Source organism: Agathobaculum sp. Marseille-P7918 (genome assembly GCF_900625105.1).
Classification (GTDB): Bacteria; Bacillota; Clostridia; order Oscillospirales; family Butyricicoccaceae; genus Agathobaculum.
On the sequence record NZ_UYYD01000008.1, the window covers coordinates 80,042 to 93,309 of the forward strand.

The 13,268-nt window shown below is 49.2% G+C and carries 16 protein-coding genes; 8 read left to right on the top strand and 8 right to left on the bottom strand.

The genetic code is table 11. The features are described from left to right. Window positions 1-245 precede the first annotated feature (245 nt). The 6 genes from EJL02_RS10780 to EJL02_RS10805 all read right to left on the bottom strand — a co-directional run bounded on the left by EJL02_RS10780 (window position 246) and on the right by EJL02_RS10805 (window position 3,338). Complete coding sequence (locus EJL02_RS10780; protein WP_125116415.1) at window positions 246-431, bottom strand: cysteine-rich KTR domain-containing protein; 186 nt, start codon at window positions 429-431, stop codon at window positions 246-248. 1 nt (window position 432) lies between these two features. Continuing rightward, the gene (locus EJL02_RS10785) at window positions 433-855 is read right to left on the bottom strand and encodes a YjdF family protein (protein ID WP_125116416.1); all 423 of its coding nucleotides are present in this window, start codon (window positions 853-855) and stop codon (window positions 433-435) included. Continuing rightward, window positions 852-1,376 (bottom strand): PadR family transcriptional regulator, encoded by a 525-nt coding sequence (locus EJL02_RS10790; RefSeq protein WP_125116417.1) that lies wholly within the window; start codon window positions 1,374-1,376, stop codon window positions 852-854. The genes EJL02_RS10785 and EJL02_RS10790 overlap by 4 nt, the downstream gene beginning before the upstream one ends. Before the next feature lie 104 nt (window positions 1,377-1,480). Beyond that, entirely contained in the window at window positions 1,481-2,116 is a 636-nt protein-coding gene (locus EJL02_RS10795; RefSeq protein WP_125116418.1) for a CatB-related O-acetyltransferase, read from the bottom strand. Between the two features lie 23 nt (window positions 2,117-2,139). Next, window positions 2,140-2,901: a conjugal transfer protein gene (locus EJL02_RS10800; RefSeq protein ID WP_442858016.1), complete on the bottom strand. Its 762-nt coding sequence runs from the start codon at window positions 2,899-2,901 to the stop codon at window positions 2,140-2,142. Between the two features lie 71 nt (window positions 2,902-2,972). After that, on the bottom strand, window positions 2,973-3,338 hold the full coding sequence (locus tag EJL02_RS10805) for a CD3324 family protein (RefSeq protein ID WP_442858017.1): 366 nt from the start codon (window positions 3,336-3,338) through the stop codon (window positions 2,973-2,975). A gap of 183 nt (window positions 3,339-3,521) precedes the next feature. On the opposite strand from EJL02_RS10805, the gene EJL02_RS10810 reads away from it, so the two are divergent. The 3 genes from EJL02_RS10810 (at window position 3,522) to EJL02_RS10820 (ending at window position 5,754) form a co-directional block, all read left to right on the top strand. Beyond that, complete coding sequence (locus tag EJL02_RS10810; RefSeq protein ID WP_125116419.1) at window positions 3,522-3,890, top strand: helix-turn-helix transcriptional regulator; 369 nt, start codon at window positions 3,522-3,524, stop codon at window positions 3,888-3,890. A gap of 242 nt (window positions 3,891-4,132) precedes the next feature. Next, window positions 4,133-4,462: a plasmid mobilization protein gene (locus EJL02_RS10815; protein WP_125116420.1), complete on the top strand. Its 330-nt coding sequence runs from the start codon at window positions 4,133-4,135 to the stop codon at window positions 4,460-4,462. Further along, complete coding sequence (locus EJL02_RS10820) at window positions 4,423-5,754, top strand: relaxase/mobilization nuclease domain-containing protein (RefSeq protein ID WP_125116421.1); 1,332 nt, start codon at window positions 4,423-4,425, stop codon at window positions 5,752-5,754. Before EJL02_RS10815 ends, EJL02_RS10820 begins: the two co-directional genes overlap by 40 nt. Window positions 5,755-5,912: 158 nt before the next feature. On the opposite strand, the gene EJL02_RS10825 is transcribed toward EJL02_RS10820, so the two are convergent. Together EJL02_RS10825 and EJL02_RS10830 are read right to left on the bottom strand one after the other, a co-directional pair. After that, window positions 5,913-6,752 carry an HNH endonuclease gene (locus tag EJL02_RS10825; protein WP_125116422.1) on the bottom strand — a complete coding sequence of 280 codons (840 nt, stop codon included), beginning with the start codon at window positions 6,750-6,752 and terminating at the stop codon, window positions 5,913-5,915. Further along, window positions 6,753-7,916, bottom strand: coding sequence for an AAA family ATPase (locus EJL02_RS10830; RefSeq protein ID WP_164510391.1), 1,164 nt, complete (start codon window positions 7,914-7,916; stop codon window positions 6,753-6,755). Between the two features lie 314 nt (window positions 7,917-8,230). Between EJL02_RS10830 and EJL02_RS10835 the strand changes: the two genes are divergently transcribed. The 5 genes from EJL02_RS10835 to EJL02_RS10855 form a co-directional block, all read left to right on the top strand. After that, window positions 8,231-9,739 carry a ParB/RepB/Spo0J family partition protein gene (locus EJL02_RS10835; RefSeq protein WP_125116424.1) on the top strand — a complete coding sequence of 503 codons (1,509 nt, stop codon included), beginning with the start codon at window positions 8,231-8,233 and terminating at the stop codon, window positions 9,737-9,739. A 295-nt stretch (window positions 9,740-10,034) separates the two neighbouring features. Continuing rightward, window positions 10,035-10,376 (top strand): DUF7768 domain-containing protein, encoded by a 342-nt coding sequence (locus tag EJL02_RS10840; protein WP_125116425.1) that lies wholly within the window; start codon window positions 10,035-10,037, stop codon window positions 10,374-10,376. Between the two features lies 1 nt (window position 10,377). Further along, window positions 10,378-11,082: an antirestriction protein ArdA gene (locus tag EJL02_RS10845; RefSeq protein ID WP_125116426.1), complete on the top strand. Its 705-nt coding sequence runs from the start codon at window positions 10,378-10,380 to the stop codon at window positions 11,080-11,082. Window positions 11,083-11,109: 27 nt separating this feature from the next. Beyond that, complete coding sequence (locus EJL02_RS10850; protein ID WP_125116427.1) at window positions 11,110-11,616, top strand: PcfB family protein; 507 nt, start codon at window positions 11,110-11,112, stop codon at window positions 11,614-11,616. Continuing rightward, a partial coding sequence (locus EJL02_RS10855; RefSeq protein WP_164510392.1) for a VirD4-like conjugal transfer protein, CD1115 family occupies window positions 11,603-13,268 on the top strand: 1,666 nt, incomplete at its 3' end. The genes EJL02_RS10850 and EJL02_RS10855, both read left to right, overlap by 14 nt.

Genomic DNA, 13,268 nt, shown 5'->3' on the forward strand with positions numbered 1-13,268 from the left:
TATAGTGCGATTGTTGAAACAAAGCAAGGAATGGACAACTCGGCACGTGATGCCACATAACGAATATAGTGGACTGTTCCGGCTTTAAAAGTTTTCGGCATCAATATGACAAAGATTCCAAAATCTTGCGAGATGTAAGCACATCGAAACAGTGTATCAATCAATAGCCTAATATTTTGTCTTTTGCAATATTTGTCGAGAAAGAAAAAAGCAAAACCGATAACATCCGAGGTTTTACCTCCGTGTTATCGGCTCTGCGTCTTGGCGTCTGGCTCTTGGATAATGGATAGATTCAGTTGTCTCACCTCGATCAAGGTCTCGTGTTTGCATTTGGGACAATACAGCGGAAATTTTTCTAGCACCGTATCATCGCGGACTTTTAAGCGTGTTTTGCTGCCGCAAAAGGGGCATAAAATCCATTCTATCTTCATGTTATCTTCCTCTGTGCTTGGCTTTCTTCTTTTCCTGCCGTATGGCAAACTGGCGGTCTTTCTCCGCCTCTTTCTGCTCACGGCTCTTGGTTTTCCGTTCCAGCTTACATTGCTCATGCTGGAGTTTCAACGCCTGCTGCGCCCTTGTTCCAATGCCTTTATCCTGCAGTTGGCTTTGAATTTCGCGCTGCATACGTTTGGGATTGATTTTTCGCTCTATGGCTACTTCGGCCTGGATCGGGGGACTGAATTCCAGTTTATGCCAGTTCTTTAGCAGAAACTCATATACCTCGTAATCTTTGGGCTCTGGGCCAAAAGTGATTTTGCATACCTCGTACTTACCGCTATCCCTTCTCTCGTATAGACCGATCCAAAACGGAGCTTCAAACAGGATGGTCAAACTGCTTTGGGGGCCTGTACTCATTCTTCTGAGAACTGCCCTTCAAAATGATCCAGCCATTCCAGAAGGGCTCGATAGAGAAGCTGCTGCTGCTCAAAAATCGTTCTCCCAACCAAAGGAATGTCTGCAAATTCCCGCGCATAGCCCTCGTTCAATTCAGCCGAGGACTGTATGCTCTGGCGCAAAGCCGAAACCAGCTCCAACGCTTCGGCTTTGTCTATCTTGTTCAAATTGGTAATGACCACATTGAAATCGAATAGCAAGGGTACCGGGCCAGCTGCACAAGCGGTCATCAACTCCTTAAAATACGCTCTTCCCTGATTGGTAATAGAATAAATGGCCTTATCCGCAAACTTATCTCCCTTGACAATATCGCTTTGGAGATACCCCTTCTCGCTCAACTGGAGTACTTTTCGATAAATAGAAGGTACGCTTATTTTGGTCCAGCGGGAAAAATGGTGATACTCCACATCCTTTTGAATGTCATAGGCGCTTTGCGGCTTCTCCAATACGATACCAAGTATGACTAAATCGATTGACGACATAACGACACCTCCAGCTTTTGCTATTATCAATAGTACTATTGTCAATAGTAAAAGTCAAGGCAGATATACTAGATGTAGCAAAATCAAAGTAAAAATTCTAGACGTCAGAAAAACAACTTTTTTAAGCTCGCAATTCTTCCTGATTGAATTTCAGGAATATGACTCTGTATTTGTTCAACCGGCCAGTCCCACCATTTCATTTTTAACAATGCGGCTATATCGTCATCTGAAAAACGTTTGCGAATCGGCTTAGCTGGAATACCTCCAACAATGGTGAAGGGCGGCACATCTTTTGTCACAACAGCACGAGTGCCGATAATCGCCCCATCTCCAATGGTAACACCAGACAGAATCACCGCCTCATATCCAATCCACACATCGTTGCCGATAATAATATCGCCTTTATTGTCCCATGCGCTCGTTATGTTCTGGACATCCAGTCCCCATTCCTCAAAAAAGATAGGAAATGGAAAGGTGGACAGCGACATTTGCGTATGATTGGCACTGGTGAACAAAAACTTTGCCCCGCAGGCGATGGAACAAAATTTTCCGATGATAAGTTTGTCATGGTTGATCGGATAGTGATACAGTACATTGTTCTTCTCAAACTGCCGCGGGTCATTGACGAAGTCGTTATACATGGTAAAGTCCCCAACAAGGATGTTGGGATTTTTGATGACATTTTTCAGATAAACGGTTTCGTGGTCGTTGGTGCGAGGATAAATTTGCTCTGGATTCATGTTCTTTCCTCCTCTCAAAGTTATTAGAACTCGTATCTCTCAATCTGTGAAAAATGGTTGTTCTCCACATAGTAAACAGCGTGTTCCGTTGCAGAATAAACGAAAGAAACTCTGGTGGCCCAGATTCCCTCCTGTCGGACAGCTTGAAGCACAGACAATGCATCGGTGACCGTAAATTGCTTTCCGTATGTGTTTAAAAGTTGATCTGCTCTTTCATACCGATCATCCCCCGGCACAATAAATGGCATTGTGCTTTCGGGAGCAAGGACAGAGTAATTGGTAAGCAGCGAGTAGCGCCCATCATCTTCTCGCCAGCCAATCCCTGGTTCAATGATTAGGGTACGACCTTGCTGATCGGACAGCATGGCCTGCATGGTGGCATCCGGGGCATAGACGATCTTCCGTTCCTGCACGATTTGCAGTGCATCGTCAAAACTGATTTTTGCCTGCACAAACTGTTCTATCAGGTCTGCAATTGTCATGCAACCTTTGAAATCCTGATAGGCCCCCTCCGGGTTTCCGTGAACATACAACAAGGTTCCAACATTTCCGTTGCGATTCACGCCATGATAGGAATGACGCACCCCATCGGGCCGTAGGATGCCGATATAAAAGAGGTCTTTTTCTGTTATGATTTTGTGATCCCATACGGCAAGGTCAATCTCAAAATTGAAGCCGGTGATGGTATCATCACCTCGGTAGACAAATCGAGTACACATGGTCTTTTCCTCTCTTGCGATATATTTGTTGCTTTTATCGTACCGCTGATACGAATGCTTTTCCATCCACCAGACAATACAGAATCGATCTGTATCAAACAAAAAGCAGGGGCTGCATTTCTGCAACCCCTGCCGATTCATTTCTGATAAATGATTTTACGAATGGCCGATACGGACAGGAAATATTTTTCCGCTAACGTCCCCATTGAGGTTCCTTTCTGAAACTCCTCTACGATTTGGCGGTTTCGTTGCTGCAATTCCTGCCGGTAGCCCGAAGCTTCTCCCCATCGTTTTTGCTGCGCTTGATCGGCGGGGACATAAAGATAGCCCCCTTGAATATAGCTTTGCAATTCCTTGACCAGCGCATCGGGAAGAAGATTTTTTGCATTGATGTATTTCATGCAGGCTTCCTCCTTGAGATAGTCGTCAAGCAGCAAAGCCAGCATATTGATTATGCGACGATTTTTACTCCATGCAAACGTCGCAATCCACTGGCTTTGCATGGAGCCGCACTTCGTTGAGTTTTGTCATTCGACACCACTTCTTTCTGTTCTTTAATATAATTATACCATTTTCCTTATTACACCGCAAGAAACTGAATATGAATAATAAAATGTATCTTTAACGCATATAGCAGCATTCCGAGAGCGCGATATGAAATATAAAATGTAAGCGGGTGATGCTATATGGCGAATATTGTAGACTGCCCCGGCTTTGAATCTTTCGGTGCAGATGTGAAAGCGGCACGGAAAGCAAAGCATTTGTCGCGCAAAATGATGGCGGAGATCATCAATATCGACCCCCGGTATCTTGCAAATATCGAGAACGATAGCACGATCCCCAGCCTGCCGGTTATCATACAGCTTATTAAAGTGTGCGGACTTCCCGTAGAACGGTACTTTAATCCTGAGGTTATACGAGAAGAAAGCGCACAGCGGCAGCGTATCAGCCACAAACTGAAGCTCTGTCCAGAGCAGTACTTACCGATCATCGAAGGCGCGATTGACGGAGCGCTGAAAAACGAAGAATCCACGAAGAAAACGGAGGGTGTGTAAAAGCATCCTCCATTTCGTTTTATAAAGGCAGCTTTGCTGTCCTTTTCTTTTTGAGGATCCGAGATTTTGCGGGCAGATGAAGGGGTTTCCGGCATTGTATTTACGGGGAGAAGAAACGATAGCAAGCACAGCAAGCGAGTACCCACTTGCGATTTTTGGCTTTAGGGCCCCTCCCCCTAAACCCGAAAAATGCTTATTGGGAACATCCCAAACCCTGATACGAAAAGAGGCGAGATACCACGATGGCAAACCGAAAACGGAATATCCAGGTGAAGTTCTATGTGACCGCCGAGGAAAAGGAACTGATGGAGCAGAAGATGGCCCAGCTCCAGACAAAGCGGATCGGCGCCTACCTGCGGAAAATGGCTATTGACGGATATATCATCTATGTGGACACCAGGGACATCAAGGAGATGAACAAGCTCCTGTCCGCCATTGGCCGGAACATTAACCAAATCGCCAAGAGGGTCAACGCCGGAGGCTCTACCTATCAGGCCGACATGGAGGAAATCCGGGAAAGGCTGGATCAGATATGGCAGTTACAAAGACGCATCCTATTAAGTCAACGCTGAAAGCGGCCATTGACTATATCTGCAATCCCGACAAGACAGATGGAAAGCTGCTGGTGTCCTCCTTCGGCTGCGCTGCCGAGACTGCCGACATTGAATTTGAATGGACACGCCGCCATTCCATCGACAAAGGCACGCACCTTGGCCGCCACTTGATCCAAGCCTTTGAGCCTGGGGAGGTCTCCGCCGAGGAAGCCCACGAAATTGGGATGCAGCTGGCAAAAGAAATATTGGGTGGCAAGTACGAGTTTGTACTTACCACCCATATCGACAAGGGGCACCATCTGATTTTCAATGCGGTCAGTTTCACCGACCACAAGCACTACCATTCCAACAAACGCAGCTACCACGAGATACGCCGAGCCAGCGACCGGTTGTGTCGAGAACACGGCTTGTCCGTCATCGTCCCCGGCCGGGATAAGGGCAAGAGCTACATTGAGCATCAGGCCGCACAGAACGGCACCAGCTACAAGGCAAAGCTGAAAGCCGCCATCGACCGGCTAATCCCCGTGTCCTCCAGCCTGGAAGATTTACTTGTCCGGTTGCAACGGGAAGGGTACGAGATCAAGCGGGGAAAGTATATCTCCGCCAGGGCTCCGAACCAGGAGAGGTTCACCCAGCTCAAAACCCTGGGTGCCGATTACACAGAAGAAGCCGTTACCTCCCGAATTGCCGGAGGTCCCCGTCCCTCCAGGCAACCCCAGCAGCGCAGCGGGAAGGTCAGCCTGCTCATTGACATTCAGAACAATATCAAGGCCCAGCAGAGCGCCGGATACCAGCGGTGGGCGACCATTGAAAATCTAAAACGAGCGGCCGCCACCATGAACTTTCTCGCCGAACACGGCATCGGCAGCTATGAGGAATTGGTGGAACGGTGCGATGCCGTTTCCGCCGCCTCCATCCGTACCAGGGAAAGCCTGCGGGATACGGAACAGCGGCTTGCCGACCTTGCCCTTCTGGGAAAGCAGATCGACACCTATCGCAAGCTGAAACCTGTCTATGACCGATACAAGGCATCAAAGGACAAGGAAAAATTCCTGCGCGGCTTTGAGAGTGAGATCATCTTATTCGAGGCAGCTGCCAGGGAAATCAAGAAGGCTGGACTCTCCAAACTTCCTTCTGCCGAAAAGCTGAAAGCGGAACTAGACGGACTCTCCGCCCGCAAGACCGCCCTACAAGCAGAACTTTGGAAGATACAGCGAAAGGAAAAAGAGTATGATAAGATGCAAAAAAATATAAATATGTTACGTAATAAAAATCAAATTAGGGAAGTAAAAAAAGAATTAGATTGGTAATAAAACCGAAAAGCTAGCACACTTTTTTCAGCGATAAAGCTAGGATTAGTGTAGTTCCTGAGCCATATATTATGGGCATAATGAGAAGATCAAAATGTACTTGTTAGCTTATTATCTGAATATCACCATTCTAATCGGATAGACGGTTCTTATGCCCGTTATGGATTATTATTAAGCCAATCTATAACTTCATCGCATTGTCTTTCAAGAGCCCTATACAATGCAGATGACCATGAATTCAAATCTTTTTCCTCTCGGCTTAGTCTACATGCTGAAAAGTATATCCTCAGCTGTTTAGTCCCTGTATTTTGCAACTGCTTTCTCCACATTGATATATTGTTGGAAATATCACTATTAGCCTGAATAGCAAACAATGGGAACAACTTGTATTTTTCGATCGTTAAGCTAATTCGTGATGCCATGACCGGATCAGAAGTATAGCTGTTATAATATTCAATACCTATCACCGAAGAAAAAACCAACTTCCCATCAAGCCATATTACATCTGACAAATCATCAAAATAGGGATGAAGCAACATTTTTTCATTTTCTATTTGAATAAAATCCCCTTTGTTTTTGTTGCAGGACTGGCATTCTGGAACTAAATTAGCTGGAAATACGCATAAAGTAGGATATTCAGCCTTAGGTAGATAATGATCCAATGTTGAGGCTGCACCAATACTACAAATTGCACATTTTCCACTTGCACCTGCCAATATTTTATCGTAATATGCACGGCCTTTGGAAAATGAGGCTTTAGAAAATTTGTCTTTGTAGACGTTAACTAGCATTTCTTTATCATCGCTGCTGACTGGGGTTTGTGGATAGTGTTCAATATCACAAGGAATATATTTTAAATAGTTCTTAGCACTGCTTTCCACATCTTTCTTATACCTCAAAAGCTTTCGAACTTTTTTCGTATCACGATACCCTCGAACACATTGCTCAAATATCTCGCTAGATGATTTATCCGCAAGGGGAATAGTAAGCTTATTCATTCAGATTTCCTCTCTATTCTGGGTCCATAGAATATGCGCAAGCCCTAACGCCTCATTTCCAAGATTATCTTCAAATGTTTCCAGCACTTCTTCAAGGCTTTCTGCGTGGTCAACGACATCCTTAATCATTTTGTGGTATCCAGATTTTAAAATTTCCAGGCCAAACACTTCTCTTGTTAGAGAACCAATATCAGCGCCGAAAGTTTCAAATTCCGGTCTTTTTCCACTCCATTCATCCCCAAACCGATTCAAAATCCACACACAAGATTTAGGAACTTCTTGAAGGACTACTGGTGAATGCGTAGAGATAATAGCCACACCATTTCGATCATTTAATAAAAATGAAAGTGCTTGGAGTAATGAAGCAAGTAGTGGAGGATGAAGGTGATTCTCTGGTTCATCAATAAAGATAATGCTTTTTTCCTCAAGTTTATTCACGCAACTAGTAATAATGGACAAAACACACTTGTGCCCGGAACTTAGAAGCGAAAATAATTCTTCAGCCTTCTCTAATGTAGATTTTTCTTCTGTACCATCTTTTTTAAAATAGGATTCATCTGTCAGCCTGCCGATATTGATTGCCTCAAACATCGGATCACTTTCAAGAATATCCATGGTTTTATTCCATCTTTTGGTTTTCTCACCACTCGAAAAGCAACCTTTTAAATTAGTAAGAAATTGCCGTTCAATATTTTTCAGCAAATTATTATTATTTCGGTCTAAACCGATATAAAAGCATCTTGGGCAATCTTTATGGGGACTAGTTTCAAGTTTAATAATTTTGGAATAATCGTCAAAAGGACTGAAAGCTACGCAAAGAGCATTAGCAAAGGTTGCATCTGACGCTTGATTGTCATATTTTATTTTAATTCTGTCAGTATTTTCGCCGCAGATATTGCAAATTACCTCCCGAATCAGATTAGTTTTTCCAATTCCGTTTCTACCGATTAGAACATGTATATTGGACGATGGTTTTGTTAATGGAATAACATCAAACGTCAACTTAATAGGTAAATCAGAACTATTAATTTCAATAATAAAATGATAGTCTGTGAGAACAGAACCTCCCGTTGCAATTCTATGAAACTGTTCTTGACACTGGAATTTTGTAACTTCTCTAAACAACGATGTATGCAGAGATTCTTCATTAGAATATTTCTTCAAAAGCGAAAGATCATAAGCTACATCATTAAGTAGGGTAAATATATTAATGTTTAACTGTTTGTTTAATTTAGAAATATTTTCATAGTCTTTTTCGGATTAGGTTTCTTTACAAAGGCATAATCATAAATCACAACAAAAACCGAGCCAGCCTACACTAAAACGTCGCTTTTTTCAAGGAAAAGGCGGCGTTTTTTCATGGCCCGGTTTTGGAAAGGAGTGGTGCTGACTTAATACTAAAACGAAAGGGGGAATTTTTTGCTGGCCGGGCCGGGAGGTCTGGCCTTTTTTCATCTCACGAAAAAGGAGGTTAGCCAATGGCAGATGAAAAAGTAAACGTGAGCCCGGAGGAAAAGAAAGCCCCGGAAGCTCCGGCCCCGTCCGGGCCGGGCGATCCGCCCGCGCCGGAGCACACCGAGGGGCCCGCTGTCCCTGGTGGGGCTCATGCGGAGCCTGCCGCTGGGGAACATACCCAGCAGACCGTTCTCCCCGGTATGGGTGAGGACGCTCCCGCGCCGTCCGGCAAGGTAATCAACCTCTCGGACATCCAGGCCGCTGATAAGGGCGGCAAGGAGGCTTCTGCTCCTGCCCCGGACAAGAAAGCGCCGGAGGCGGATAAGCCGCCGAAGCGCCGGGGCCGTCCGCCGAAAGAGCAGGCCGGGCCGACTGTGGAGAAAAAGTCGAAAGCGGCGGAGCCCCGCACAGGCCGCCCGTCTAAGGTTGACAAGGCGGCCCGTGAGGAGGCTCCGCCCTTTGTTCGGGACAAAGTGTCCAGAGGTAAGAAAACCGACAAGGGCAAGGAAACGGGCTCTGGCGGTGCGCCCGCGTCTAAATCCGCTAAGACGGTAAAGCCGGGCAAGGCCGCTCCCGTCAAGGAGGCGGCAGTCCCGCCGCCGGAGATCAAGCTGCCACCTACGCCGGAGGTGCCGCCCCGCCCGGCGGAAGAGGGAAAAATCGTCTATTTGAAGATGGCGGAGCTCCACCCGTTCCACACGTTCCGGGAACACCCCTACAAGGTGCAGGACGATAAGGCGATGGACGATCTGGTGGGGACGATCAAGGAACACGGCATTATGACCCCCGCCACTGTCCGCCCGGAAAAGGACGGCAAGGGCTATGAGATTATCGCGGGCCACCGCCGCCATCATGGTGGTGCGCGGGCCGGGCTGGAGGAAATGCCCTGTATTGTCCGGGAGATGACTGACCTTGAAGCCGTCCGGGAAATGCGGAACAGCAACAAACAGCGCGGCGATCCCCTCCCCAGCGAGCTGGCAAAGCTCCTGGATTTGGAGGTGGAGGCCATCAAACGCCAGGGGGCCCGCCCGAAAACGGAGAAAGAGGCCGAGGCCCTGGGTAAGCTCTCGGTGGAGATCGTGGGTAAGGAACACGACATGAACTATAAAAAGGTCATGCGGTATATCCGCCTGAACTCCCTGGTGCCGGAGCTTCTGGACAAGGTGGACACAAAGCAGATGGGCTTTATGCCTGCGGTGGAGATCTCGTATATCAGGCCGGAAAACCAGCGGCTGATTGCCGTTTCCATTGATGGTGAGGTTTCCTCCCCCTCGGTGGCCCAGGCAAAGCGGCTCCACGAGTTGGACAAGGAGGGTAAGCTCAACGGCGATGTGATTGACGGTATTTTGAGTGAAGAGAAAAAGGAGGATCGCGGTGTGATTATTTCGACTGCTGAACTGTCTAAGTATTTCGGTAAGGAGGTCACTCCTGCCAAAATGAAGGAGCAGATCATGGCCCTGCTGGACGAGTGGAAAGAGAAACAGCCGCCCGAACTGGCAAAGCCGGACAAGAAAAAGGACTTGGAGAAGTAACCGGGCCCCGCTTCTGGACACTTTGTCCAGAGGTAAGCGCCCCGCGCTTGGGATGGGCTCTGTGGTGATATATCCCCCGTCGCCGGGTATCTTTTAGTACAGCCGGAGGTGGGCGGTCAAGGGGCGGAACGCCCGCCGCTTGCGGCGGCTTGCCCTTGACGGCCTGCCCCGGCTGTGCTATTCCCGGCTGGGCGGCGGGGGCATATATCCTCCAGAGCCGCCCCCTTTCCCTGGATAGGGAAAGGGCGGGGGGATAGGGTCGAACTACCTATTATAAATATTGGAGGTGTTGAAGATGAAACGATCCCTTGCCTATATTACTGCCGCATGGCGCGGCGATCCTGCGGCGGACATGGAACAGGCGGCACATTTCTGCCGCATGGTCTACGATGCGGGCTATTCCCCCATCTGCCCCATGCTCTATCTGCCGTTGTTCCTCAATGACGCAGTGCCGGAGGAGCACAAGAACGGCATCGACATGGGCCGTGACCTGCTCCGGCGTTCCCGTGTGCTGGTGGTGTGCGGGCATACCGTCACCGAGTCCATGAAAAATGATATTGCCGTGGCCCAGCGGCTGGGGATCACCGCTACCACCCTTGAGGGCATCCTCACCGTCAAGGGCCAGGGCCGCCGCTGATATGGCGTCCCTGTTTGAAGCCTACATCACGAACCTGGGAAAATACAACGAGGGCGAGCTGGTCGGTGAAACCTTGAAATTCCCCACTACCACGGAGGAGGTGCAGGGACTTCTGAAACGCATCGGCGTGGACGGGGTGCGGTACGAGGAATTTTTCATCACCAGCTTTGACGGTGATGTGCTGGGGCTCTATGACTATCTCACGGAATATGAAAACCTGGACGAGCTCAACCATCTGGCCTGCCTGCTCTCCGAGCTGGATCAAGGCGACTTGGAGAAGTTTGAGGCGGTCATTGACAGCGGTGGGCATACTTCCAGTGTGGCCGATCTCATCAACCTCACACAAAATCTGGATTGCTTTGAATTTTATCCCGATATTGAAAATGAGGAGGATTTAGGCCGCTACTTTACGCAGGACTTGCCGATCCCGGAGGAGCTAAAAGATTACTTTGATTATGAGGCTTACGGACGTGATTTTCTAATCAATGAGGGCGGCCATTTGGCTCCCGGCGGCTATATCGTCCAGACCAGCGGTGACTTCAAGGAATTTTATCACGGGATCGAGGACATTCCCGCCGAGCACAAGGTTTTCGCGTTCCCGCAGCTCTCGGTGCGGGAGCAGATGGCGGCTTACAAAGAAATTATTGACGGCTCCTCCTTGGAGGGCTATCGGAAGATTGCCAAAAAGGAGCATGAGGAGCGATAGCGGCACTTCTGGACACTTTGTCCAGAGGTGCTTTTTTCATGGAAAGGAGGGATACGGCTGATTGATGAGGACGTTTCCAGACGTACCATAGCAGTTTCCATTAAGGCAACAAAGCTCACGGGCCGGGTGCTGGCCCAGGCGTGTCTGGCGGTGGGCCGGAAGATTAAGAAAGCTCACCGGGCCCGCCAGACACCCCACGGCAAACAGACGGTGCGCCAGCTCATGGGCCACGGGGCCGCCACGAACAGCATCGAGGTGGAGTCCCCGAAGGACTTTGACCGGGTGGCCCGGAAATGGAATGTGGACTATGCCTTTTATAAGACCGGGCCGGACAAGTACCTGCTGTTTTTCAAAAGCGGGCAGGCCGATGCCATCACCGCTTGTTTTTCGGAATATTCCCGGCGCGTGATGAAGCGTTCCAAGTCCTGGCGCGTCCCGATCCGGGAACAGCTCAAACGGGCTGCCGCTGAACTGGCCCGCCAGCCGTCCCACAAGAAAAAACGTGCAAGGGAGGCGGTGCATGAGGACAGATAGCGTCAAAAAGTATGTGATACCCAATATCCCGTACCTGTTTATTCTGTGGGCCTGCCTAAAGCTGGGGACGGCCTACCGCCTGGCCCCTGGAGCAGACTTTGCTCACAAGCTCATGGGCCTGGGGCAGAGCATCGGCCCGGCCTTTGCCGACTTTGCGCCGGGGCTGGCCCCCTTTGACTGGCTCATCGGTATTGTTGGCGCGGTGGGGTTTCGCCTGCTGATCTACTTCAAAAGCAAGAACGCAAAGAAATTTCGGCGGGATGAGGAATACGGGTCGGCCCGTTGGGGCACCGAAAAAGACATCAAGCCCTTTGTCGATCCGAAGTTTGAGAACAACGTCATTTTGACAAAGACGGAGTTTCTCACCATGAATACCCGGCCCAAAAATCCTGCCAACGCCCGCAACCTCAACGCCTGTATCATCGGCTCGTCCGGCTCCGGCAAAACCCGTTTCTGGCTCACGCCCCAGCTGCTCCAGGCGCACAGCTCTTATGTGTGCGTCGATCCGAAAGGCGGGGTGCTCTCCCAGGTGGGGGCTTTTCTGCAACGCCGGGGGTATCAGATCAAAGTGTTTAACAGCATAGCTTTTTCAAAATCCATGCACTATAATCCGCTGTCCTACATCCACAACGAGGCGGACATCCTCAAATTCGTGGACACCCTCATAGCCAACACCAAAGGCGAGGGCAAGGAGGGCGATCCATTTTGGACGAAAGCGGAAACGCTTTTGTACTGCGCCCTGATTGCCTATATCATTTTCGAGGCCCCAGCCGAGGATCGGAACATCAATACCCTGGTGGATATGATTTCCGGCATGGACGTGAAAGAGGATGACGAGTCCTATATGAACGCGGTGGACTATATGTTTAAGGGCCTGGAAAAGCGCAAGCCGGATTGTTTTGCCGTGAAGCAGTACAAGAAATATAAGCTGGCAAGCGGCAAGACCGCGAAAAGCATTTTGATTTCCTGCGGCTCCCGGCTGGCCCCCTTTGACATCCCCCAGCTCCGGGAGATCATGAGCTATGACGAGCTGGAGCTTGACCGCATCGGGGATCGGAAAACGGCGGTTTTCTTCACGATTTCCGACACAACCCCCACTTATAACTTCATTGTTGCCCTGGCCTTTTCGCAGATGTTCAATCTCCTGTGTGAACGGGCGGACAATGTGCATGGGGGCCGCCTGCCCCATCATGTGCGGGTGCTGTGGGACGAGGCGGCCAACACGGGCCAGGTGCCCTCGCTGGAGAAGCTGGTGGCCGTGATCCGTTCCCGTGAAATATCGCTGACGCTCTTTTACCAGCAGATGGCACAGTGCAAGGCCATTTATGACAAACACGCGGAAACGATTTTAGGCAACATGGACAGCGTGATTTTCCTGGGCGGGCGGGAAAGCTCCACCATCAAGGAAATATCCGAAAACTGGCTGGGAAAGGCCACAATCTCCATGCAGACCGAAGGCCGCTCCCGTGGGCAGTCGGAAAGCTACAACCAGAACACCCAGCGGCTGGGCCGGGAGTTGATGACCCCCAGCGAGCTGGCTACCATGCCGGGCGATAAGTGCATTTTGCAGCTGCGGGGCCTGCCCCCGTTCTTCTCGTCCAAATACGATTTGAAGCAGCACCCTAACTACAAGTACACGGCTGAGGCCGATA

Bases quoted from the DNA above. Each gene is read 5' to 3' on its own strand.
- EJL02_RS10820 (WP_125116421.1), top strand. From the start codon at position 4,423: ATGGCAGTTACAAAGACGCATCCTATTAAGTCAACGCTGAAAGCGGCC.
- EJL02_RS10785 (WP_125116416.1), bottom strand. From the start codon at position 855: ATGAGTACAGGCCCCCAAAGCAGTTTGACCATCCTGTTTGAAGCTCCG.
- EJL02_RS10800 (WP_442858016.1), bottom strand. From the start codon at position 2,901: ATGGAAAAGCATTCGTATCAGCGGTACGATAAAAGCAACAAATATATC.
- EJL02_RS10825 (WP_125116422.1), bottom strand. From the start codon at position 6,752: ATGAATAAGCTTACTATTCCCCTTGCGGATAAATCATCTAGCGAGATA.
- EJL02_RS10810 (WP_125116419.1), top strand. From the start codon at position 3,522: ATGGCGAATATTGTAGACTGCCCCGGCTTTGAATCTTTCGGTGCAGAT.
- EJL02_RS10790 (WP_125116417.1), bottom strand. From the start codon at position 1,376: ATGTCGTCAATCGATTTAGTCATACTTGGTATCGTATTGGAGAAGCCG.
- EJL02_RS10805 (WP_442858017.1), bottom strand. From the start codon at position 3,338: ATGCAAAGCCAGTGGATTGCGACGTTTGCATGGAGTAAAAATCGTCGC.
- EJL02_RS10845 (WP_125116426.1), top strand. From the start codon at position 10,378: ATGGCGTCCCTGTTTGAAGCCTACATCACGAACCTGGGAAAATACAAC.
- EJL02_RS10780 (WP_125116415.1), bottom strand. From the start codon at position 431: ATGAAGATAGAATGGATTTTATGCCCCTTTTGCGGCAGCAAAACACGC.
- EJL02_RS10840 (WP_125116425.1), top strand. From the start codon at position 10,035: ATGAAACGATCCCTTGCCTATATTACTGCCGCATGGCGCGGCGATCCT.
- EJL02_RS10815 (WP_125116420.1), top strand. From the start codon at position 4,133: ATGGCAAACCGAAAACGGAATATCCAGGTGAAGTTCTATGTGACCGCC.
- EJL02_RS10835 (WP_125116424.1), top strand. From the start codon at position 8,231: ATGGCAGATGAAAAAGTAAACGTGAGCCCGGAGGAAAAGAAAGCCCCG.
- EJL02_RS10795 (WP_125116418.1), bottom strand. From the start codon at position 2,116: ATGAATCCAGAGCAAATTTATCCTCGCACCAACGACCACGAAACCGTT.